Annotated in this window: 22 protein-coding genes and 1 tRNA gene; 12 read left to right on the forward strand and 11 right to left on the reverse strand. The window is 68.0% G+C overall.

The features are described 5' to 3' along the window. Positions 1-38 precede the first annotated feature (38 nt). From SY91_RS03485 to SY91_RS03495, 3 genes are all read left to right on the forward strand, one after another. Positions 39-698 (forward strand): HugZ family protein, encoded by a 660-nt coding sequence (locus SY91_RS03485; RefSeq protein ID WP_124476709.1) that lies wholly within the window; start codon positions 39-41, stop codon positions 696-698. A gap of 357 nt (positions 699-1055) precedes the next feature. After that, positions 1056-1349, forward strand: a complete 294-nt coding sequence (locus SY91_RS03490; RefSeq protein WP_006491875.1) for an H-NS family nucleoid-associated regulatory protein — start codon at positions 1056-1058, stop codon at positions 1347-1349. 243 nt (positions 1350-1592) lie between these two features. After that, positions 1593-2750, forward strand: coding sequence for a cation diffusion facilitator family transporter (locus SY91_RS03495; protein WP_185921073.1), 1158 nt, complete (start codon positions 1593-1595; stop codon positions 2748-2750). Between the two features lie 70 nt (positions 2751-2820). Here SY91_RS03495 and SY91_RS03500 read toward each other — a convergent pair whose 3' ends face one another. From SY91_RS03500 to SY91_RS03510, 3 genes are all read right to left on the reverse strand, one after another. Then, positions 2821-3291 (reverse strand): Lrp/AsnC family transcriptional regulator, encoded by a 471-nt coding sequence (locus tag SY91_RS03500; protein ID WP_006477376.1) that lies wholly within the window; start codon positions 3289-3291, stop codon positions 2821-2823. A gap of 79 nt (positions 3292-3370) precedes the next feature. After that, complete coding sequence (locus SY91_RS03505; protein WP_069618683.1) at positions 3371-4030, reverse strand: exonuclease; 660 nt, start codon at positions 4028-4030, stop codon at positions 3371-3373. Then, entirely contained in the window at positions 4027-4671 is a 645-nt protein-coding gene (locus tag SY91_RS03510; protein ID WP_012327719.1) for an MBL fold metallo-hydrolase, read from the reverse strand. Before SY91_RS03510 ends, SY91_RS03505 begins: the two co-directional genes overlap by 4 nt. A gap of 655 nt (positions 4672-5326) precedes the next feature. Between SY91_RS03510 and SY91_RS03515 the strand changes: the two genes are divergently transcribed. Next, a complete protein-coding gene (locus SY91_RS03515; RefSeq protein ID WP_012327720.1) occupies positions 5327-5938 on the forward strand; it encodes a septal ring lytic transglycosylase RlpA family protein in 612 nt (203 codons plus the stop codon). Positions 5939-6028: 90 nt separating this feature from the next. Here SY91_RS03515 and rsmI read toward each other — a convergent pair whose 3' ends face one another. Further along, entirely contained in the window at positions 6029-6916 is an 888-nt protein-coding gene (rsmI, locus tag SY91_RS03520) for a 16S rRNA (cytidine(1402)-2'-O)-methyltransferase (protein WP_185921074.1), read from the reverse strand. Positions 6917-6962: 46 nt separating this feature from the next. Between rsmI and SY91_RS03525 the strand changes: the two genes are divergently transcribed. From SY91_RS03525 to SY91_RS03545, 5 genes are all read left to right on the forward strand, one after another. Beyond that, complete coding sequence (locus SY91_RS03525) at positions 6963-7391, forward strand: YraN family protein (protein ID WP_175769575.1); 429 nt, start codon at positions 6963-6965, stop codon at positions 7389-7391. Positions 7392-7527: 136 nt separating this feature from the next. Further along, complete coding sequence (locus tag SY91_RS03530; protein WP_027805499.1) at positions 7528-8112, forward strand: SIS domain-containing protein; 585 nt, start codon at positions 7528-7530, stop codon at positions 8110-8112. Positions 8113-8129: 17 nt separating this feature from the next. Next, positions 8130-8930 carry a BON domain-containing protein gene (locus tag SY91_RS03535; RefSeq protein ID WP_012327725.1) on the forward strand — a complete coding sequence of 267 codons (801 nt, stop codon included), beginning with the start codon at positions 8130-8132 and terminating at the stop codon, positions 8928-8930. Next, a complete protein-coding gene (locus SY91_RS03540; RefSeq protein ID WP_124476703.1) occupies positions 8927-9280 on the forward strand; it encodes a c-type cytochrome in 354 nt (117 codons plus the stop codon). Before SY91_RS03535 ends, SY91_RS03540 begins: the two co-directional genes overlap by 4 nt. A gap of 67 nt (positions 9281-9347) precedes the next feature. Continuing rightward, positions 9348-9423 (forward strand) — tRNA-Ala (locus tag SY91_RS03545). A gap of 503 nt (positions 9424-9926) precedes the next feature. On the opposite strand, the gene SY91_RS03550 is transcribed toward SY91_RS03545, so the two are convergent. The 3 genes from SY91_RS03550 to SY91_RS03560 all read right to left on the reverse strand — a co-directional run bounded on the left by SY91_RS03550 (position 9927) and on the right by SY91_RS03560 (position 13932). Beyond that, a complete protein-coding gene (locus SY91_RS03550; RefSeq protein ID WP_185921075.1) occupies positions 9927-11324 on the reverse strand; it encodes an enolase C-terminal domain-like protein in 1398 nt (465 codons plus the stop codon). A 62-nt stretch (positions 11325-11386) separates the two neighbouring features. Further along, complete coding sequence (locus SY91_RS03555; RefSeq protein WP_124484482.1) at positions 11387-12727, reverse strand: MFS transporter; 1341 nt, start codon at positions 12725-12727, stop codon at positions 11387-11389. Positions 12728-12936: 209 nt separating this feature from the next. Then, positions 12937-13932, reverse strand: coding sequence for a LysR substrate-binding domain-containing protein (locus tag SY91_RS03560; RefSeq protein ID WP_185921076.1), 996 nt, complete (start codon positions 13930-13932; stop codon positions 12937-12939). Between the two features lie 40 nt (positions 13933-13972). On the opposite strand from SY91_RS03560, the gene SY91_RS03565 reads away from it, so the two are divergent. The 3 genes from SY91_RS03565 to SY91_RS03575 all read left to right on the forward strand — a co-directional run bounded on the left by SY91_RS03565 (position 13973) and on the right by SY91_RS03575 (position 16815). Then, positions 13973-14704, forward strand: a complete 732-nt coding sequence (locus SY91_RS03565; protein ID WP_023477927.1) for a glutathione S-transferase family protein — start codon at positions 13973-13975, stop codon at positions 14702-14704. Between the two features lie 125 nt (positions 14705-14829). Beyond that, the gene (locus SY91_RS03570; RefSeq protein ID WP_023477926.1) at positions 14830-15462 is read left to right on the forward strand and encodes a DUF2239 family protein; all 633 of its coding nucleotides are present in this window, start codon (positions 14830-14832) and stop codon (positions 15460-15462) included. Positions 15463-15477: 15 nt separating this feature from the next. After that, positions 15478-16815 carry a carotenoid oxygenase family protein gene (locus SY91_RS03575; RefSeq protein WP_023477925.1) on the forward strand — a complete coding sequence of 446 codons (1338 nt, stop codon included), beginning with the start codon at positions 15478-15480 and terminating at the stop codon, positions 16813-16815. Between the two features lie 13 nt (positions 16816-16828). Here the strand turns inward: SY91_RS03575 and SY91_RS03580 are convergent, their stop codons facing one another. The 4 genes from SY91_RS03580 to SY91_RS03595 are packed head-to-tail and all read right to left on the reverse strand — an operon-like array spanning position 16829 to position 21093. Further along, positions 16829-17995 carry an ABC transporter permease gene (locus tag SY91_RS03580; RefSeq protein ID WP_023477924.1) on the reverse strand — a complete coding sequence of 389 codons (1167 nt, stop codon included), beginning with the start codon at positions 17993-17995 and terminating at the stop codon, positions 16829-16831. A gap of 12 nt (positions 17996-18007) precedes the next feature. Beyond that, the gene (locus SY91_RS03585; protein ID WP_023477923.1) at positions 18008-19162 is read right to left on the reverse strand and encodes an ABC transporter permease; all 1155 of its coding nucleotides are present in this window, start codon (positions 19160-19162) and stop codon (positions 18008-18010) included. A 21-nt stretch (positions 19163-19183) separates the two neighbouring features. After that, the gene (locus SY91_RS03590; RefSeq protein ID WP_023477922.1) at positions 19184-19882 is read right to left on the reverse strand and encodes an ABC transporter ATP-binding protein; all 699 of its coding nucleotides are present in this window, start codon (positions 19880-19882) and stop codon (positions 19184-19186) included. Between the two features lie 5 nt (positions 19883-19887). Next, the gene (locus SY91_RS03595; RefSeq protein WP_023477921.1) at positions 19888-21093 is read right to left on the reverse strand and encodes an efflux RND transporter periplasmic adaptor subunit; all 1206 of its coding nucleotides are present in this window, start codon (positions 21091-21093) and stop codon (positions 19888-19890) included. Positions 21094-21344: the final 251 nt, after the last annotated feature.

Below are 21344 nucleotides of genomic sequence, written 5' to 3' on the forward strand. Positions count from 1 at the left end.
CATGCCCGACGCGCCGCCTTTCGACCGCAGGAGTCCGCTTGAACATCGATCCCGCCTTCGCCCTGCATCTGCTGCATCGCTGCGCGCTCGGCACGCTCGCCACCCATACGCGCGAGCCGCAGGGCTTTCCGTATCCGACCGTCGTGCCGTTTGCACCCGATGCAAGCCATCGGCCGGTGATCCTGGTGAGCGGCCTGGCCGAGCACACACGCAATCTCGTCGCCGATCCGCGCGCGGGTTTCCTCGTCGTCGACGCGAGCGACGGCGATGTCCTGAACGCCGAGCGCGCGACGCTGCTGGGCCGGTTCGTGCCGCTCGGCGACGATCCGCACGTCACCGCGCGCTACCTGCGCTACGAGCCGGACGCCGCGCGCTATCTCGCGCTCGGCGATTTCGCGTTCTGGGCGCTCGAGATCGAGCGGCTGCGCTATATCGGCGGGTTCGGGCGAATGGGCTGGGTCGACGGCACGCAGCTCGATACGCTGCCGCCGCTCGCGTTCGACGACGAACAGGCGCTGTGGCACGCCTACGAGGCGGGCGACGCACACCGCGCCGGGCTCGACCTGCTCGGCGTCGATTGCCATGGCGCCGACTGGCGATGCGACGGCCGCCGGGTGCGCACGCCGTTCGAGTCGCCGTCGGCCGATACCGGTGCATTGCGCGAGCGGCTGATCGCCTGCGCGAAGGATGTGACGTGACGTCGCGGGTCAGCGATTTGTCCGTTTAGCAAACCGCGTCATGTGGTTTTCGCAAAACTGTCGTCCGATGAAAGCTTTGATTTTTTCGAATGCAGGGTAATTGCGTATGTTGATAGACCTAATAGCCAATCGCTAATGTCCTAATCTCTATGTAGGAGCGTGAAAATTTGAGAAAAGGCCGCGGCCGGTCAAAATGACATGTGCGAATTACAATGGGTCTCGGGATTTTCGTGAATCTCGCTTCTATCAAATCTTTTTTGTGCTAATCTCTGCCTTCGAAAATCCGAGGCACATATATTTCATGGAATGGTGAGCTGGCTGCAGACCGGCGCCATTGGTCAGATAGAAAGGGAAACTATGTCTTCTTACAAGGACCTGCTGGCCCAGCGGGAGAAGCTGGAGAAGCAAATCGAAGAAGCGAAGTCGCGTGAATACGCTGAAGTACTGAATGACGTGAAGCAGAAAATTGCCGACTACGGCTTTTCGCTCGCCGAACTCGGTCTCAGCCGCGCGAAGGCCGGCAAGGTCGGTCGTCCGCGCGCAGGCGTGGCGGCAAAGTACCGCGATCCGGAAACGGGCGCGACGTGGTCGGGTCGTGGCAAGCCGCCGCGCTGGATCGCCGGCAAGAACCGCGAACAGTTCGCGATTTAAACGTTCGTTTAGGTTGCCCGCTCTTCAAAAGAGCCGCGTGTCCGTCGAGGAGCGCGGCTTTTTTGTTTTTCGGTCACCGGCAGGCTCGTCGGCATCGTCATGAAAATGTAAGCATGCCGTGTGAATGAAAATGCGACACGTTCGTATAAGCGGTTGATTTAAATGAGAAATTTGTGGGTATTGGCAGGGCGTGCGCAGCGGCTTTGATAGAATTACGTACCGCACACCGATATCTCATATTTCATGTCCACGTTTTCCGGCGACGCGCAGAGCGCAGATAAGCACGCAGTTGCGCGCAAGAGCACGCTCGTCAGTATTGTCCTGAATGTCGTGCTTGCGACGTTTCAGATTGCCGTCGGCGTGATTGCGCATTCGCAGGCATTGATTGCCGACGGCGTGCATTCGATTTCCGATTTGATCTCGGATTTTGTCGTGCTGGTTGCGAATCGGCATAGCGGCGCATCGCCGGATGCCGACCACAATTACGGCCATAGCCGCTACGAGACGGTCGCGTCGCTGTTTCTCGGCGCGATCCTGATTGCGGTCGGTATCGGCATGCTCTGGCGTGCCGGCGACCGCCTCGTTAATCTCGAAAATATTCCGGCCGTGCATTTTTCCGCGCTGATCGTTGCGCTGACGGTGCTCGTGTCGAAGGAAGCGCTGTTTCGCTACATGCTGCGCGAAGCACGGCGCGTGCGCTCGGCGATGCTGGTCGCCAACGCGTGGCATGCGCGTTCGGATGCCGCGTCGTCGCTCGTCGTTGCGATCGGCATCGTCGGCAGCCTGGCCGGCGTGCGATTGCTCGACCCGATCGCGGCGGCCATCGTCGGCTTCATGGTCGCGCGCATGGGCTGGACGTTCGGCTATGACGCGTTGCAGGACCTCTCCGACCGTGCGCTCGATACGGCCGACACGGCCGAGATCCGCGCGCTGCTCGCCGCGACGCCCGGCGTGCGCGACGTGCACGACCTGCGCACGCGCAAGATGGGCGATGCCGCGCTCGTCGATGCGCACATCCTCGTCGATCCGAAGATCTCCGTCTCCGAAGGGCATTACATCGCCGAGACCGCGCGGGCGCGTGTGTTGTCCGACCCGCGCGTGCTCGATGCGTTGATCCACGTCGACCCGGAGAACGATGCGGCGCGCCGTCCGGCGCTCGCGTTGCCGCCGCGCGGCGAGCTCGCGGCGCGGCTCGAGGCCGCGCTCGCGCAGCGCGGGCTGCGCGCGGCGGCGATCAACCTGCATTACCTGAGTACGGGGCTCGAGGTCGACGTGACGCTCGACAGCGATCCGCGCGACACCGATGCGGCGCTGACCGGCCGGCTCGACATCGATACGCTGAAGCGCGAGTTCGGCGCGCGCCGGATCAGCTTCACGCGCACGTTGTCCGCGCGGACTTGACCGGCAGCGCCAGCCGGCAACCGCCGCCGGCAACCGCGAACGCGGCCCGCCGCAGGGGCCGGCCCGCGCGTTACAGCGGCAGTTGCGTGTCGAACTTGATTTCGCGCAGCACGACGCTCGTGCGCACTTGCGACACGGCCGGGATCTTGAAGATGCGTTCGTGCAGGAACACGTCGTAGGCCTTGATGTCCGGCGCGACGATCTTGAGGATGTAATCGGCTTCGCCGGTGGTGCTGTAGCACTCGGTGACTTCCGGACAGGTGGCGATCTCGCGCTCGAACTGCTCGACGCCGCCTTCGTTGTGGCGCGTCAGATGCACGTGCGCGAGCGCGCAGACGTGCAGGCCGAGCTTCTCGCGATCGAGCAGCGCCGTGTAGCGCTGGATCACGCCCGACTGTTCCATGTCCTTGATGCGGCGCCAGCACGGCGTGCTCGACAGCCCGACCTGGTCGGAGATTTCCTGAACGGAACGGCGCGCGTCGAGCTGCAACAGGCGAAGGATTTTTTGCGAAAAGGAATCGAGCGTCACCTGCGCCTCCATGCGGCAGCTACAACACGCTGAATGTTAGAGGGCCGGGAAAGGAAAGGCAATCTGGCGACACGCCGTTGAGCGAGATTCGCTAATTTGCTCGCGGATCCGTGGGATTTTGTCCCGCCCCCGCGCTTTCCGACCGATCGGTATCCGACACGGCCAGGCCCGCGAGCGCGGCTTGCTGCCGGCGCAGGTCGGCGAGCATGTTGCAGAACAGCGCGCCTTGCTCGATCGCGTCGTCGAGCGCGACGTGCGTGTGCGGATGGTCGTCGAACCAGTGCTTCGGAAAGCGCGGCTTGATCGCCTTGCGGTACGGCAGGCCGGTCATCGCGAACGCGAGCGTCTTGATGTCGAGCGCCGACCACGAGAACGGGCAGCGCCCCGCGAAACGCATCATGTACCAGAACATGAACGTGAAATCGAAGCCGGCCGGCATCGCGACGAACACCGGCTTGCCGGGCAGCGCCTCGACCCATTCGACGTAGGCGACCAGCGCCGCGTCGGGCGCCTGCAGATCGCGCCGGCAGGCGGCCCAGGCTTCCGGCTCGGTCTTCCACCAGGCTTCCTGCACCGGGTGCGCGTGTGCGCCGGGCAGCGTCTCGAGGTTCGCCGAGAACGTCGCGATCAGCTGCTTGTCCTCGGTATAGGCGGCCGACGCGAAGCTCAGCATCGAGTGCGGGCCGGGAATCGGGCCGTCGGCCTCGACGTCGGTGCTGACGTAAATTTCCGGGATGGCGGTCTGGTTCATCCGAATACCTTGTCGGACACGAACGGATTCGTGCGGCGCTCGTCGCCGAACGTCGACACCGGGCCGTGGCCGGGCACGAACGTGACGTCGTCGCCGAGCGGCCACAGCTTTTCCTTGATCGAACGGACGAGATCCTCGTGATTGCCGCGCGGGAAATCGGTCCGGCCGATCGAGCCCGCGAACAGCACGTCGCCGACGATCGCGACGCGATGCGCGCGGCTGAAGAACACGACGTGGCCGGGCGTGTGGCCCGGGCAGTGATAGACCTCGAGCGTCTCGTCGCCGAACTGCACGGTGTCGCCGTCGTTCAGCCACTGGTCGGGCTCGAAGACGTCGGCGGCCGGAAAGCCGAAGCGCTCGCTCTGCATCGGCAGCTTCTCGATCCAGAAGCGTTCCTCTTCCTGCGGCCCCTCGATCGGCACGCCGTAGCGCGTGGCGAGCGTTTTCGCGCCCGCGCAGTGATCGATGTGCCCGTGCGTGAGCAGCACCTTCTCGACCTGCACGTTCTGCCGCGCGACTTCCTGTTCGATGCGGTCGAGATCGCCGCCCGGATCGACGACGGCGGCGCGGCCCGTCTTCTCGCAGACGAGCAGCGAGCAGTTCTGCTGGAACGGCGTGACCGGAATGAGCGTGACTTTCATGGGTGCACCGGCGGCTAAAAGGAGCGATTGTACCGGTCGCGCGTACGGGCTGCCGGGCGTGCGATGCATGCGGCGGCGTGCCGATCAGGGCATTCCCGGAGCATGCCGATTGTTACAGTCATAGAGAGAATCAATGGTGCGCCCGGGGTGCTTTTCGAGACAGGGTTTTGATTTATGTATAATGCGCCCCATTGCACGTGAATTTCACGCAATTCGCTGGTGTTTCGGCCCCGTTAAACGAGGCGTTCGATTCACCGTCAAGCATCGGCCGCCGGGGAGTCCGGCGGTGTATCCAGCACCGAACATTCGGTGCTCACGTCTTGTCCGGCCGGGTGCTGCGCGCCCGCCTGCGGCCTTGCTGCCGCACCGCCGGATGAGGCCTGTGCCGCCGTTCCTGTGCGTTGGTCGTAGCGACGCGCGCGAACGTGAAGCCATGTTCGATGGCGGCATGTGGGGTCTGGTCAGGCTGTTGGGGACAGGTTGCGCCAGACGTGAAAGCTAATCAGGACGGTTGCGGCCAGGACGAAGGCCGCGCCCATGCTAGCCGCCTGCTCGCATTCGAGCGGGGCGTGCACGCATTTGCCGTCCGGGCCGCATCTCTGCGTTGTGAAGCAGCGTTGTATCGATGCGGCCCGAACCAGAAGGCGACACGTCGATGAATTTACGTTTTCCGAGCCGATTCGGAACCATTGCATTGTTTTTTGCGCTGACGGGCTGTGCGGTGCCATCCAGCCAGACCACCGGCAGCGTGAACCAGAAGAAGGCCGTCGACAAGACGGCCGCCGCCGCGAAGGCGGACGACGACAAGCAGCCGCTCAGTTTCGATTCCGCGCTGGCATCGATGCCGGCCGCCGACAGCAAGGACGCGAAGAAGTCGTCGCTGGCGGACGCCGAGCCGATCGACGGCAAGGATGTGTCCGAGTTCCGCCAGAGCGGTCGCGCATCGTGGTACGGGCGGGATTTCCACGGCCGCCGCACCGCGAACGGCGAACGCTTCAACATGAACGCGTTCACCGCCGCGCACCGCACGCTGCCGCTGTCGTCGTACATCAAGGTGACGAACGCCTCGACCGGCAAGTGGGTCGTCGTGAAAGTCAACGATCGCGGGCCGTTCAAGCGCGGCCGCGTGCTCGACCTGTCGTATGCGGCGGCCAAGGTGATCGGCCTCGTGCATGCCGGCACGGGCCGCGTGAAGATCGAAGGACTGTCGCCGCAGGAAGCGCGCGAGGCCCGCGACGAAATGTTCGCGTCGATCTCGGCGAAGTAACCGGCGAAATAACCCGGCGGATCGTCCGCTCATGCGCAAAGGGCTGCCTTCCGGCAGCCCTTTGTCGTTTCCGCGCGGCGGCGTCGCGCGTCAGTCCTCCTTGCCTTCCTTCAGCACGAGCGCACGCGCATACAGCGTGCTGCGCGATGCGCCCGTCAGCGCGGCCGCGAGCTTCGCCGCGCTCTTCACCGGCACCTCTTCCAGCAGCAGCCTGAGCAGCGCGTCGTGCGCGGTATCGTCGGCTTCGCCGCTGGACGTCGGCGCGCCTTCGACCACCAGCACGAACTCGCCGCGCTGCCGGTTCGCATCGCCGGCGAGCCAGCTCTGTCCTTCGGCCAGGGTGCCCTGGAACAACTGCTCGTGTAGCTTGGTGAGCTCGCGCGCGATCAGCAGCCGGCGCGCGGGGCCGAACGCTTCGGCGAGCGCGGCGACGGTTTCGGCGATCCGGTGCGGCGCTTCGTAGAACACCAGCGCGTACGGGTGCGACACCAGCGCCTGCAGCGCGGTCGCGCGCTGTTTCGCCTTCGGCGGCAGGAAGCCCGCGAACGTGAACGCGCCGGCCCAGTCGCCGGCCACGCTCAGTGCGGTCACGGTCGCGCTCGCGCCAGGCAGCGGAACCACCGTGAAGCCGGCCGCGCGCACGGCGTCGACGAGGCGCGCGCCGGGGTCCGAGATGCCGGGCGTGCCGGCGTCCGACACGTAGGCCACGCGTTCGCCGCCACGCAGCAGTTCGATCACGCGCTGCGCGGCTTCGCGTTCGTTGTGCTCGTGCACGGCGACGAGCGGTTTCGAGATCCCGTAGCGGGCGAGCAGCTGGCCCGTGTTGCGGGTGTCTTCGGCGGCGATGCGGTCGGCGAGGCCGAGCACGTGCAGCGCGCGCAGCGTGATGTCGGCCGTATTGCCGATCGGCGTGGCGACCACGTAGAGCGTGGCGTCCGGGTAGTGCTGCGTATGCGCGAGTTCGAGGAGGGCAGTCATGGCAGGCAATGCACGCAGTCGCGGCACGAACGGAACAAGGACGGCATTGTGCCACGCGGCGCCGGCGCGGCCGGAGGGCGCGCGCGGTCGGCCGCCTTCGGGCGACAACTTTTCCGGCGCGGCGCGATCCAAACCGGTCGGCGCGGCGTTCGAGCAACGCGCGCGGCAGTTTCTCGAGCGACATGGCCTCGGGTTCGTCGCCGCGAACGTGACGATGCGCGGCGGCGAGCTCGATCTCGTGATGCGCGAGCCTGACGGCATGCTCGTGTTCGTCGAAGTGCGCGCGCGGCGCAGTACCCGGCACGGCGGTGCGGCCGCGAGCGTCGGCTGGCGCAAGCGGCGGCGTCTGGTCGCGGCCGCGTTGCAGTTCTGGTCGCGGCACGGCGCCGGCGCCGCGTGCCGTTTCGATGTCGTCGCGTTCGAGGCCGGCCGGCTTGCGTGGCTGCGCGACGCATTTCGTACCGACGATGCGTAGCCGCGAGCTGTGACGAGATGTAAAGAGTTCTTGCCGGACCCCCGGAGAGGGCGCCGGAGTACGGTAAACTCGCCGCACCCACGATGTCGCGCGAGTGGTGCCACGTTGTGCCACGCGCCCAGTTCACCAGGAATCGATGTCAGTCGAACGTATTCAGCAACAATTCCGCGACAGCGCCGCGCTTCACGCCGAAGCGGCCGACGCGCTGTCGCTGCCGATCGCAGCCGCGGTCGATGCGATGTTCGCCGCGCTGGCGAACGGCAACAAGATCGTCGCGTGCGGTGACGGCCCGTCGGCCGCCGCCGCGCAGTACCTCGCCGCGTCGCTGGTCGGCGGTTTCGAGCGCGAACGTCCGGGCCTGCCCGCGATCGCGCTGGCCACCGACGCGTCGCAGGCCGGCCTCGCGGGCGCGGCGGCGGCCGACCAGTTGTTCGCTCAGCAGGTGCGCGTGCTGGGCCAGACGGGCGACATCCTGCTGGTGCTCGACGCGGGTGGCGCATCGCCGCGCGTGCTCGCGGCGATCGACGAGGCGCACGAGCGCGAGATGACCGTCGTCGCATTGACGGGCGGCAACGGCCACACGGTCGCGGCCGCGCTGTCCGACACCGATATTCCAATCAGCGTGCCCGCCGTTCGCGCGGCGCGCATCCACGAAGTCCATCTGCTGACCATCCACAGCCTGTGCGACGGCATCGACGCGATGCTGCTGGGTGAGGATTGAACGAAGGAGAGCCGTCGATGAATCAAAGCCGCGTCAAACAGACGCTCGTCAGAACCACGCTGCTCGCCGCGCTGACGGCGGGCCTCGCCGTGTCGCTGCAGGGTTGTGTGCTCGGGGTCGTGGGTGCCGCGGCTGGCGGCGGCGCGCTGATCGCGACCGATCGCCGTACGCTCGGCGCGCAGACGGAGGATCGCGAAATCCAGGTCAAGTCGCTCACGCAGATCAACAACGGGCTGCCGGACCAGTCGCACGTGAACGTGACGGTGTTCAACCGCCGCGTGCTGCTGACGGGCGAAGTGCCGAACGATGCGTCGAAGCAGCGCGCCGAGGAACTCGTGCGCGGCATCAACAACGTGAACGGCATTGTCAACGAGCTGTCGGTCGAGCCGGCGTCGTCGCTGTCGTCGCGCGCGAACGACTCGTACCTCGAAGGGCGCGTGAAGTCGGAGCTGATCGCGACGAAGGGCATCTCGGCGAACTACTACAAGGTCGTCAGCGAGCGCGGCAATCTCTACCTGATGGGCCTCGTGACGGTGGACGAAGGCAATCGCGGCGCGGAAGCCGCAAGCCAGGTGCCGGGCGTCGAGAAGGTCGTGAAGGTGTTCCAGTACGTGAAGCCGCAGGACGCGCAGGCGCTGCAGGACGCGTCGCCCGCGAGCGGCGCATCCGGCGCGCAGCCGGCTGCCGCACCGGCGGACAGCGCGACGGTCGGCGCGGTGCCCGACGCATCGGTGCAGTCCGCGCCGCTGCAGCCGCCCGCGCCGATCTCGAATTCGTCGAACGTGCATCCGGGCAATCCGAAGGCGAAGGCGCAATGACGGGCATGCAGATGAAACGATGGATGGTGCAGGGCGCCGCGGCCGCGGCGCTCGTGGCCGGCACGCTGGGCGCCGCGCACGCGGACGTCGGCGACGGTCTGAAAGTCGCGCGCAGCAACGCGTGCATGGGCTGCCACGCGGTCGATCGCAAGCTCGTGGGCCCGTCGTTCAAGGATATCGCCGCGCGCTACAAGTCCGATCCGCAGGCCGTCGCGAAGCTGTCGAAGAAGGTGAAGGACGGCGGCTCGGGTGTGTGGGGCGCGATTCCGATGCCGGCGCATCCGCGCATGAGCGACGCCGACGTCCGGTTGGTGGTCGAATGGGTGCTGGCCGGCGCGCCGTCGAAGTAAGGTTTCGGGGGCGATTCAACCCCCTATTGCCAAGCGCAGAAATGCGTGTGTATGATAGTTGACTGATGGGGCGGTAGCTCAGCTGGGAGAGCGTCGCGTTCGCAATGCGAAGGTCGGGAGTTCGATCCTCCTCCGCTCCACCAACGGAATTCGAAAGGCTCGGTCGCTAGATCGGGCCTTTTTGTTTTTCCGGGGGACCTTGGCCGACGCGGCTAGGTCGCCAATTCGTAAATCACCCTGAACGTCGGCACCGCCAACACGGCGAACCCCGCCGTCATGACCGCGAGCACCGCGGTCCTCTTCCGCAGCAGCGCGCATGGCGATCGACAGCCCATAGAACGCGCAGGTCAGAATGATGATCCACCACAGCGCAGCATAGCCCGCGCCGCCTTCGAAATTCGATACGTTCTGCGTGATCCGGGTCGCGACAAGACCGGCAACGGTCATGCTCGCGGGCAGGCACAGCACCGAATACAGCACGAAGACGATGATCTGCCGCGGTGTTGGATCGGATGACGTCATGGAGGGCGTTCTGTTGCGGATGGAGGGGGCGCCCGACCGTCCGCCACGCGGGCCGATCAAGGCAGCCGGCAGGATGCGACCGTTTCCCGCGTTTGGCAACCGCCACCGTCCCGCCGCCCGCGCCCTAAACCCGCCCCAAACTCGGCCGCTTCGGATCATACGTCCACCCCGGCACCAGATAACGCATCGCGACGGCATCGTCGCGCGCCGTACCGCCCACCGCGTTGTACAGCGCATGCGCGGCCTCGACCTGCGCGATGTCCAGCTCGATGCCGAGCCCCGGCCGTTCCGGCACGGCCACCTTGCCGCCGACGATCGCGAGCGGCTCGCGCGTGAGCCGCGCGTCGCCTTCCTGCCAGATCCAGTGCGTGTCGATCGCGGTGATCGTGCCGGGCGCGGCCGCCGCCGCATGCGTGAACATCGCGAGCGACACGTCGAAGTGATTGTTCGAGTGCGAACCCCACGTGAGTCCCCAGTCGCGGCACAGCTGCGCGAGCCGCACCGAGCCCTGCATCGTCCAGAAATGCGGATCGGCGAGCGGGATGTCGACTGCCTGCAGCCGCACCGCATGATCCATCTGCCGCCAGTCGGTCGCGATCATGTTGGTCGCGGTCGGGATTCCCGTCGCGCGGCGGAATTCGGCCATCACCTCGCGGCCCGAATAGCCGGCTTCCGGCCCGCATGGATCTTCCGCATACGCGAGCAGGTGGCCTTGCCCGCGGCACAGTGCGACGGCCTCGTCGAGCGACCACGCGCCGTTCGGGTCGAGCGTCGTGCGCGCGTCGGGAAAGCGCGTCTTGATCGCCGCGATCGCTTCCATCTCGTCGGCGCCGGCCATCACGCCGCCCTTCAGCTTGAAATCGGCGAAACCGTAGCGCTCGACCGCGGCTTCGGCCTGCCGCGCGATCGCGGCCGGCGTGAGCGCCTCCTCGTTGCGCAGCCGGAACCACGGGGCGCGCGCCTGCGCCTCGTCGCGATACGGCAGATCGGTGCGGCGCCGGTCGCCGATGTAGAACAAATACGCGAGCATCGGCACCGCATCGCGCTGCTGGCCTTCGCCGAGCAGTGCCGCGACCGGCACGTCGAGGTGCTGGCCGAGCAGGTCGAGCAACGCGGTTTCGATCGCGGTGATCACGTTGTCGAGCCGCAGGTTGATCTCGTGCGGCTGGCGCAGCACCGCCGCCTCGCCGGCCGACGTCACTTCGTGGCGGATCGTGCGGCCGGCACCGGTGCCCGCGCCGGACAGCGCCGCGCGCACCGCGTTGAGCGTCGCCTGGTAGCGCCCGATCGACTGGCCGACGACGAGATCCGTCATGCGCTCGAGCGCGTGGCGGATGCCTTCGCCGCCCGGCACTTCGCCGACGCCCGTATGCCCGCTGCTGTCGTCGAGGATCACGAGATTGCGCGTGAAATACGGCGCGTGCGCGCCGCACAGGTTGAGCAGCATGCTGTCGCGGCCGGCGACGGGAATCACCTGCATGCGCGTGACGCGCGGGGTGCCGGCACGGCTGGGTTCGGACATCGGTTCGCTCCTGGTTCCGTTGGCGTGCGGGCCGCCGGGCGCGCCGGCACGGCCCGCGCCGTTCATTGAAGCTCGACGCGGCGAATTTCGCCGACGACGAACAGGTAGCAGATCACGGCGACGAGCGCGTGCGCGACGACATAGACGAGCGCGCCGTTGAACGAGCCGCTGCGGTCGACGATATAGCCGATCGCGATCGGCGTCGTGATGCTGGAAAGGTTGCCGCACGTGTTGAGCAGCGCGCCGCTCAGGCCGGCGATCTGGCGCGGCGCGGTGTCGGCGTTGACGGCCCAGCCGAGCGCGCCGAGCCCCTTGCCGAAGAACGACAGCGCCATGAACACCACGACGATCACGTGCGAATCGGTGTAGTTGCAGACGATCATCGACATCGACAGCAGCATGCCGATCACGATCGGCACCTTGCGCGCGACCGACAGCGACCGGCCCTGCCTGAGCAGTGCATCGGACACGACGCCGCCGAGAATCCCGCCGAGAAATCCGCACACGGCGGGGATCGACGCGACGAGCCCCGCGTTGAGGATCGACATCCCGCGCGCCTGCACCAGATAGACGGGGAACCACGTGATGAAGAAGTAGGTGAGCGCGTTGATGCAGTACTGCGCGACGTACACGCCGACCAGCATCCGGTTTCTCAGCAGCGCCTTCACGTGACGCATCGACGGGCCGCCGTCGCGTCCACCGGTCGACTGGTCGATGTTGACGAGCGCACCGCCTTCGGCGAGGTAGTCGAGTTCCGCGCGGTTGATGGTCGGATGGTCCTTCGGGTCGTACATCGTGCGGTTCCACACCAGCACGAACGCGAAGCCGAGCACGCCCATCACCGCGAACACCGACTGCCAGCCGAACGCGTGCACGAGCCAGCCCATCAGCGGCGCGAACACGACGGTCGCCGCGTACTGCGCGGCGTTGAAGATCGCCGACGCGGTGCCGCGCTCGGGCGCCGGGAACCACGCGGACACGATCCGGCTGTTGGCCGGGAACGACGGCGCCTCGGCCGCGCCGACCAGGAAGCGCAGCCCGAACAGCAGCGCGAACGCGGCCGCGCCGCCGAAGAAGCCGATCCCGCCTTGCAGCAGCGTGAACAGCGACCAGAAGAAGATGCTGAATGCGTAGACGATGCGCGATCCGAAGCGGTCGAGCAGCCAGCCGCCCGGCAGTTGCGCGATCACGTACGACCAGCCGAACGCGGAAAAGATGAAGCCCATCTGCACGTGGCTCAGGTGCAGCGCGCGGGCGAGGCTCGGGCCGGCGATCGCGATCGCCGCGCGATCCGCGTAGTTGATCGTCGTGACCGCGAACAGGACGGCCAGCACCAGCCAGCGCACGCGGGTGCGCCGGGCCGTTGCCGACGCGGACGCCGGCAGCGCGTGAAGCGGATTCATGACTTGTCTCCTCCGAAGGGCGGAAGGCGCCGTCGTGCGGCTGGCGCGTCGGTGCGCGCGTTGTGTGTGTTGATGCCGTCGACGGGGGCCGGGCACCGGACGCCGAGGCAGGCGGGGCGTCCGGGCCATTCTGTCATGTCGACATTTGCGCTTTCATGCCAATTGCTGACTTGATCGATTCAGCATTTGAATCGATCCGGGGAGATAGGTCACGCGCGCGGCTCGATCGTGCTGCCGTTGCCGTTGCCGCTGCCGCTGCCGTGATGGCGCGCCACGTGCTGCACGAGAAACTCGACGGCGGCGCGTACGCCGGGCAGCTGGCCGCGCCGGTGCGGCATCAGCAGCGTCGTCGTGACGGTGCCGGCGCACCAGCCGGGCAGCACGCGCACGAGCGCGCCGGACGCGAGCGCGGCGCCGGCGATCCAGTCGGGCAGGCACGCGAGGCCGAGGCCAGCCGTCGCCGCCTGTAGCAGCAGCGTCGATTCGTCGGCCTGCAGCCGCAGGCGCGGCGTCACGTCGACGGCATCGCCGCCGCGCTGCAGCCGCCACGGCTGCGGGCCCGGGTGGAGCCCGTCGTGCTGCGCGAGATCGGCCGGCGTGTCCGGCGCGCCGGCCCGCGCGAGATAGGCCGGCGCGGCCACGACGACGACCGGCGACGCCGCGAGCGGCCGTTGCACGAGCGCGGAATCGGGCAGCGGCGCGAAATGGCTGCGCACCGCGATGTCGAAGCCTTCCTGCGCGATGTCGACGAGGCGGTCGCTCGCATGAATCTGCAGCAGCAGCTTCGGGTGCGCGATCGCCAGCGCCGGCAGGCACGGCGCGAGGATATGCTGCGCGACCGGCACCGAGCTCGTGATCCGCACGACGCCGGCCGGCTCGGCGGCCTGCCGCAGCACCGCGTCGCGCGCGCTGTCGGCCTCGATCACGGCGGCGCGCGCATGCTCGAAGAATTCGGCGCCGACCGGCGTGAGCCGGAAGCTGCGCGACGTGCGATGCACGAGCCGCGCGCCGAGCGTGCGTTCCAGCTCGGCCACGCGCTTGCTGACCGTCGATTTCGGCAGGTCGAGCCGGCGCGCGGCCGCCGACATGCTGCCGGCCTCCACCGCCTGCACGAACAGGTAGAGATCGTTCAGATTCATTTCCAGCGTCCACATGGAGAAACGACGGGTTTCAATTTTAGCGGCTACTGCGCCATCGTTCGCCATGGGAGCATGACTGCTCGTTCAACTTCTGTGGAATTCCCCGATGTCACCGATCCTTCTCTACGGTATTCCCGCCGGCTGCTCGTTCGGCTCGATCGTCGCGCTCGAATGGACCGGCCACCCGTACCGGCTGTCGCGCATCACGATGCCGGGCACCGTGACGAGCGACGCGTTCCTCGCGCTGAACCCGGTCGCCGAGACGCCGGCGTTCGTCACGGCGAACGGCGACGTGCTGACCGAAAGCATCGCGATCCTCGGCCATATCGGCGCGCAGGCGCTCGACCGCGGCCTCGCGTTTCGGCAGGGCAGCGCGGATTTCGACCGGCTGAACCGAATGCTGGCGTGGCTGAACACGACGTTCTTCAACGCGTTCGGCGCGCTCTGGTACGTGTACGAACACGACACCGAAGGCGCGGAGAAAGCGGCGTTGCAGGCGTACGGCCGCGGCAAGGTGCTGAAGGCGCACCGGCAACTCGAAGCACTGCTCGAACGCGTCGAAGGCCCGTGGCTGCTGGGCGTGCGGCGCACGCTGGCCGATGCGTACTTCACGGGAATCGCGCGTTGGGCCGACTATCACGCGGTGTTCGAGCGCGATGCTTTCCCGCGCGTCGCCGCGCTGCGTGAGCGGCTTGCCGACGATGCCAGCGTGCAGTTCGCGCACGCGATCGAGGAGAACCTGCCGCCGCTGGCGTCGTCGGCGTTCGAAGGGCATGTGTCGCTCGACGACGCGCTGGCCAGCGCGCGCGGCGTCGTGGCGCCGGCGCGGGCGGTGTGATCGGCTACTTCGGTCGCCCCCAAGGCGGAATCGGCTCTCCATGTTTTTACCCGGATAATATTGACATTCAATTAATACCCGGATAAAAATAGCGTCATTCCGATTCCAGCCTGCGGGCGACCACGATGACCTCCTCCACACTCCTTCCTTCGTACACGGCCTTCGACGGCCACCGGCGGCTCGCATCGGGTCCGCTCGCGACGGTCGCGCTCGCGGTCCGGCAGGCGGCCGGCGACGCGATGCCCGGTTCGATCCTGATCTTCGACGACGCGACGGGCCGCTCGATCGACCTCGACCTGCGCGGCACGGCGGACGACATCCGCGCGCGCTATGCGGCGCCATCGGCCGACGCGTCCGGCGGCGCCGGCGAGCCGGCAGGCGCTGGCGTTGCCGAACAGCGCGGCCGCGGCCGGCCGAAGCTCGGCGTCGTGTCGCGCGAGGTCACGCTGCTGCCGCGTCACTGGGAATGGCTCGGCGCGCAGCCGGGCGGCGCGTCGGTGGCGCTGCGCAAGCTCGTCGAGGACGCGCGGCGCACGCACGCGGCGGCCGACCGGCAGCGCGACGCGCAGGCGCGCGCGTACCACTTCATGTCGGCGATGGCGGGCGACCTGCCTGGTTTCGAGGAAGCCGCGCGGGCGCTGTATGCGAACGGTGCGCCGCGGCTGGCCGAGCTGATCGCCGGCTGGCCCGACGACGTGCGCGACCATGCGCTCGCCTTGGCGCGCGGCGACCTGCCGCCGTCTGCCGAAGACTGCTGACGGAGCGCCGACGCGATGACCGTATTCGACCTCAACCGCGGCGCGCTCGCGCCGGTCGCCGACGAAGTCGACATCGTCGAGCTGCGCGTGACGGGCGCCATTCCGCGCGAACTCGACGGCACGTTGCTGCGCAACGGCCCGAACCCGCCGGGCGGCCGCTTCGAAGGCAACGATATGCTGTCGTGGTGGCCGGAGGCCGCGATGCTGCATGCGATCTCGTTCGACGACGGCCGCGCGGCCGGCTACCGGAACCGCTGGGCGCGCACGCAGCGCTGGGCGGCCGTCCACGCGCCCGGGCAGGCGCCGCAACTGCCCGACACCAATCCGAACGTGAACGTGTTGCAGCATGCGGGCGAATTGCTCGCGCTGGCCGAGGGCGGCGCGCCGCTCGCGATCACCGCCGCGCTCGATTCGTTCGGCGTGCCCGCGCGGCACGCGGGCCTCGACGGCGGGATGACCGCCCATCCGAAGGTCGACCCGGTAACCGACGAGCTGATCCTGTTCCGCGCGGACTGGCGCGCACCGTGGCTGCGCTACGGCGTCGTGGATGCGCAGGGCGTGCCGCGCGTCGATCTCGAGATCGAACTGGGCGCGCCGTCGATGATGCACGACCTCGCGATCACCGAAACCCGCAGCCTGCTGCTCGACCTGAACGTCGGCTACGACTTCTCGCTGCTGAAGCAGGGCCACCGGATGCCGCTGCGCTGGCACGACGACCGGCCCGCGCGCATCGGCGTGATCCCGCGCCACGGCGGCGACGTGCGCTGGTTCGGCGTCGAGCCGTGCTTCATCCAGCACGTCGTGAACGCGTACGACTGCGACGCGTCGTGCATCGTGCTCGACGCGGTGCGCTATCCATCGTTCCTGCGGCTCGACGCGCGCACGGGCCGCTTCGCCGACAACCCGGTCGGCGAGCTGTGGCGCTACGTGATCGATACGGCGAACGGGCTGATCGACGAAGGGCCGCTCGCCGACGGCGGCATCGAGCTGCCGCGCATCAACGAAAGCCGCACCGGGCGCGGCTACCGCTACCTGTATGCGGTCGAGCAGCCGAACAACGCGGAAATGCGCGGCGTGATGCGTTTCGATCACGCGCGCGGCACGACGATGCACTACGCGGTGCCGGCCGGCGACCAGAACGGCGAGCCGGTGTTCGTGCCGCGCCCGGGTGGCGCCGACGAGGACGACGGCTGGCTGCTGGTGATGGTCTACCGTGCGGCGACGGATACGAGCGACGTCGTGATCCTCGATGCGCGCGCGATCGACGCGGGGCCGGTCGCGACCGTGCATCTGCCGCGCCGCGTGCCGGCCGGGTTCCACGGCGCGTGGGTGCCGCGCGAACGTCGAGCGTGAGCGGCGGCGCGCGTCACTGCGCGCGCAGCGCGTCGACGATCTTCAATCGCGCGGCGCGCATCGCCGGCAGGAATCCGCCGACGAGCCCCATCACGAGCGAGAACAGCAGCGTCTTCACGACGATCGCGGGCGTCAGCACGAAGCGGAACGACAGGTCCGAGAAGGTCTGGAAGTTGGTCGTCGAGAACGACGCGAACTGCATCAGCGACGCGCACGCGAGCCCCGCGACGCCGCCGACGAAGCCGAGCAGCAGCGCCTCCAGCAGGAACGCGGCGAGCACGCTGGTGCGCTTGAAGCCGAGCGCGCGCAGCGTGCCGATCTCGGCCACGCGGTTCGCGACCGACGCATACATCGTGATCATCGCGCCGATCATCGCGGCGATCGAGAAGATCGTCGACAGCGTGATGCCGAGGATGTTGATGAAGGTCGACAGCGCCTTCGACTGGTCGCCGTAGAAGGTCTGCTCGCGCTTCGCCTCGTCGGTCAGTCGCGGGTCGACGTCGATGTCGGCCTTGAAGCGCGCGAAGCCGTCGGCGCTCGGGATGCGCAGCACCATCGACGAATAGCTGGTGCGCCGGAACGACTGCATCAGCTGGTCGACGTCGCCCCAGATCTCCGAATCGAAGCCGCTGCCGCCCGCGTCGAAGATGCCGACGATGGTCCAGTCGCGCTGCGCGAAATGCAGGCGGTCGCCGAGCTGGGTGCTGCTGAAGCCTTTCGCGATCGCACTGCCGACGACGATCTCCGACGAGCCGGGCGCGAACAGGCGGCCGGCCATGAGCTTCACGTGCGGACGCAGCGCGAGGCCGGCCGGCGACACGCCGCGAATCACGACGTTTGACGGCTTGCCGGTCGACGTCTTCACGAGCGAGATCAGCACGACGGCTTCCTTCGACACGAGCGGCCGGCCGTCGGGGCCGAGCGCGACGGCCGGGTGCATCTCGAGCGCGTTGGCTTGCTGGTGGTCGATCGAACTCTGGATTTCGGTCTCGGCGCCCTTGCGGATCACCACCGCGTTATCGGGTTCGCCGGTCGACACGAGCGTTTTCGTGAGGCCGGCATCGAGCATCTGCACCGTCGCGAACACGAAGATCACGAGCGCCATCCCGCCGGCGGTGAGCGCGGTGGTAAGCCGCCGGGTCCACAGGTTGCGAGCGATGTAGGTGAGCGGGATCGCCATGCGCGCCTCTCTCTACCCGATCGCCCGCAGGCCTTCGACGACGCGCACGCGCGCCGCCTGCCATGCCGGCACGATTGCCGCAGCGAGGCCCACCGCGACCGAACACGCGGCCTGCAGCACGACCGTCTCGGTCGACACCTTGAACACCGGGAAGATGCCGCCGGCCGCCTGCTTGAACAGGCTGGCCGCGGGCGGCGTCGCGAGGATGCCGAGCCCACCGCCGGCCACCGCGATCACGTCCGATTCGCCGAACACGATCAGCGCGAGGAACCCGGGGCCGAAGCCGAGCGCCTTCAGCGTCGCGTATTCGGCCGTGCGCTCGCGGGCGCTCATCGCCATCGCGTTGGCCATCACGGCCATGATGATCAGGATCACCACGTACGACACGAGGCGGATCGCCGCGATGATCTGGTTCGACATCGCGACGAAGCCGAGCTGGAACGCCTGCTCGGTCTCGGTCAGCGTCTCGGCGAGCGAGTTCTTGAACACCGCGTCGACGTTGCGCGCGATCGACGCGCCGTCGTCGGGGTGCGCGACACCGAGCACGAACACGCCGACCTGGTCGGCCTGCTTCGGCGTGCGCTTGCGCACCGTCTCGTTCAGGTAGTCCCAGTGGAACACCAGCTGGCGCGTGATCGTCGAATCGTCGCGACCGTCGAGAATGCCGCGCACGACGAAATCCCACGTGCCCGGATAGATCGTGCCCTTCAGCGGGATCACGTCGCCGACCTTGAAGCCGAACTGCGTCGCGAGCTGGCGGCCGACGAGGCAGCCGCGGCGGTCGCGGGCGTAGTCGGCGCGCTGCTGCGCCGGCAGGATGAATTCCGGATACAGGTCGAGATAGTTGTCCGACACCGCGAAGCTCGCGAAGAAGTTCTTCGGGTCGCGATAGATACCGCCGAACCAGTTCGAGCGCACCACGGCCGTCACGCCGTCCACGCCGCGGATGCGGTTCTCGTAGCTGACCGGCAGCGGAAACACCAGCGAGATCGCGTTGCGCGTGACGAGCCGGCCGCTGGACGCGGCCGCCGCGCCCGCGTACCACGCGTCGACGACGGTGTGCAGCAGCCCGAACGCGAGTACGGCGATCGTGAGCCCGAGCACGGTCAAGAGCGTGCGCAGCCGGTGCCGCAGCGCGTTGCGCGCGATCAGCTTCAGCACGAACATCGCGCGCGCTCCCGTCGCCGGTCAGCCGGCGTGCCCATCGATCAGCTCTCCTTTTTCCAGATGGACGAGCGAGCGCGCGGCGCCGGCCGCATGCGCGTCGTGCGTCACCATGATGATCGTCTTGCCGAGCTCGGCGTTCATCCGCTGCAGCATCGCGAGCACGTCGGTGGCCGACGCGCGGTCGAGGTCGCCGGTCGGCTCGTCGGCGACGATCAGCACCGGATCGGTGATCAGCGCACGCGCGATCGCGACGCGTTGCTGCTGGCCGCCCGACAGCTCGGACGGGTAATGGCTCGTGCGGTCGCCGAGATTCACCATGTCGAGCACGAGCTCGACGCGTTCGCGCCGCTCGCGGCGCGACAGCGGCGTGAGCATCAGCGGCAGCTCGACGTTCTCGAACGCGGTCAGCACGGGCATCAGGTTGTAGAACTGGAAGATGAAGCCGACGTTCGCCGCGCGCCATTCGGCCAGTTGCGCCTCGGCGAGTTGCGAGATGTCGAGGCCGCCGACCCGCAGCTCGCCGCTGTCGGGCCGGTCGATGCCGGCCACGAGGTTCAGCAGCGTGCTCTTGCCGGAACCCGACGGCCCCATCAGCGCGACGAAGTCGCCTTCGCCGATGTCGAGCGAGATGTCGGTCAGCACGGGCACGATCTGGTTGCCGCGCCGATACGACTTCGCGACGTGGCTGAGCTCGACGAGGGGCGGCGGGGCGGCGTTCACGCGCGCTACTTCTTCGCGACGGTCACGTTCGCGCCGTCCTTCAGCTTCGCGCCCGGCGCGAGCACGACCGTGTCGCCGGGCTTCACGCCGCGCACCGCGACGAGCTCGCCGATCCGCGCGCCCTTCGTCACGGCCACCGCCTGCACGGCGTCGTCCTTCACGACGAACACGACCGGCCGGCCGTCGCGTTCGACCACCGCGCTCGCCTGCACGGCGGTCACCGGCAGCCGGTCCTGCGGCGTCGCGGGCTTCGACAGGAATGCGATCTTCGCGCTCATGTCGGGCAGCACGCGTTCGTCGCGGTCGACGAAGCGCACCTTCACGAGCACGGTAGCCTTCGAGCGGTCGACGGTCGGCACGATGCGCGACACGCGGCCCGCGAAGCGCAGGTCGGGCAGCGCATCGAGCTGGATCTCGCACGGCTGCTCGGCGCGGATCTTCGCGATGTTCGATTCGGCGACGTCGGCCTCGACCTCGAGCGTCTCCATGTCGGCGATCGTCACGACCGCGCCCTTGCTGTCCGACGCGGACGAGAACGGCGTGATGTTGTCGCCGACGTTCGCATGCTTGGCGAGCACGATGCCGTCGAACGGCGCGCGGATCACCGTCTGGTCGACCGCCACCTGCGCGGCCTGCGCGTTCGCTTCGGCCGACACGATCGCGGCCTGGTCGCTGTCGAGCGTCGCGCGCGCCTTGTTCACGCGCGCCGTGTCGATATCGAGCTGCGCGGCCGGCACCGCGCCCTTCGGCGCGAGCGCGGACGTGCGGCGCAATGCGATCTCGGCGTCCTTCAGCTCGGCCTGCGCGACGCCGAGGTTCGCGCGGGAGACCTGCACCTGCGCGCGCGCCTGCGCAAGCGACGCCTGCACGTCGTTGCTTTCGAGGCGCGCGATGATCTCGTCCTGCTTCACGCGCGTGCCTTCGAGCACGCCGAGCCATTCGACGCGCCCCTGGCCCTTCGACGCGACTGCGGCCTTGCGCTGCGGCACGACGTAGCCGGTCGCATTGAGCTGCGTGTCGTTCTGGTACGGGTAGGCGGACGTGACGGAGGTGGTGTCGACGGTCGGCCGGCCGGTGAGGGCGAGGCCGGCGCCGATCGCGATGACGATCAGCGCGGCGGCGACCGCGTAGCTGGCCCACCGGCGCCGGCGCGGCACCGGTGCGATCGGACGCCGGTCGATTTTCAGTTTGTCCAGATTGTGATCGGGCAATTTGAGCGCCTCGAGACGGCGGCGGTCGTGTGACCGGCCGCTATCCGGTTTCCGGGGAAAGGGACGGATGGACGCCAGTATAAGCGTCGCCCCGGCGCCGCGCGAGCCGGTTTGCGGCATCGTGTGGCGGCGCGGCCGGCCCGCGCGGGGCCGGCTGACACACCCGCCCCCGGGGAAACCCGAGGATGCAAGCAACGTGTCAACTTGCCGCGAAGGCGGTGCGTTATGGAACCAGTGCGTCAGGTTTTGTC

It is taken from the genome of Burkholderia cenocepacia (assembly GCF_014211915.1).
Taxonomy (GTDB): domain Bacteria; phylum Pseudomonadota; class Gammaproteobacteria; order Burkholderiales; family Burkholderiaceae; genus Burkholderia; species Burkholderia orbicola.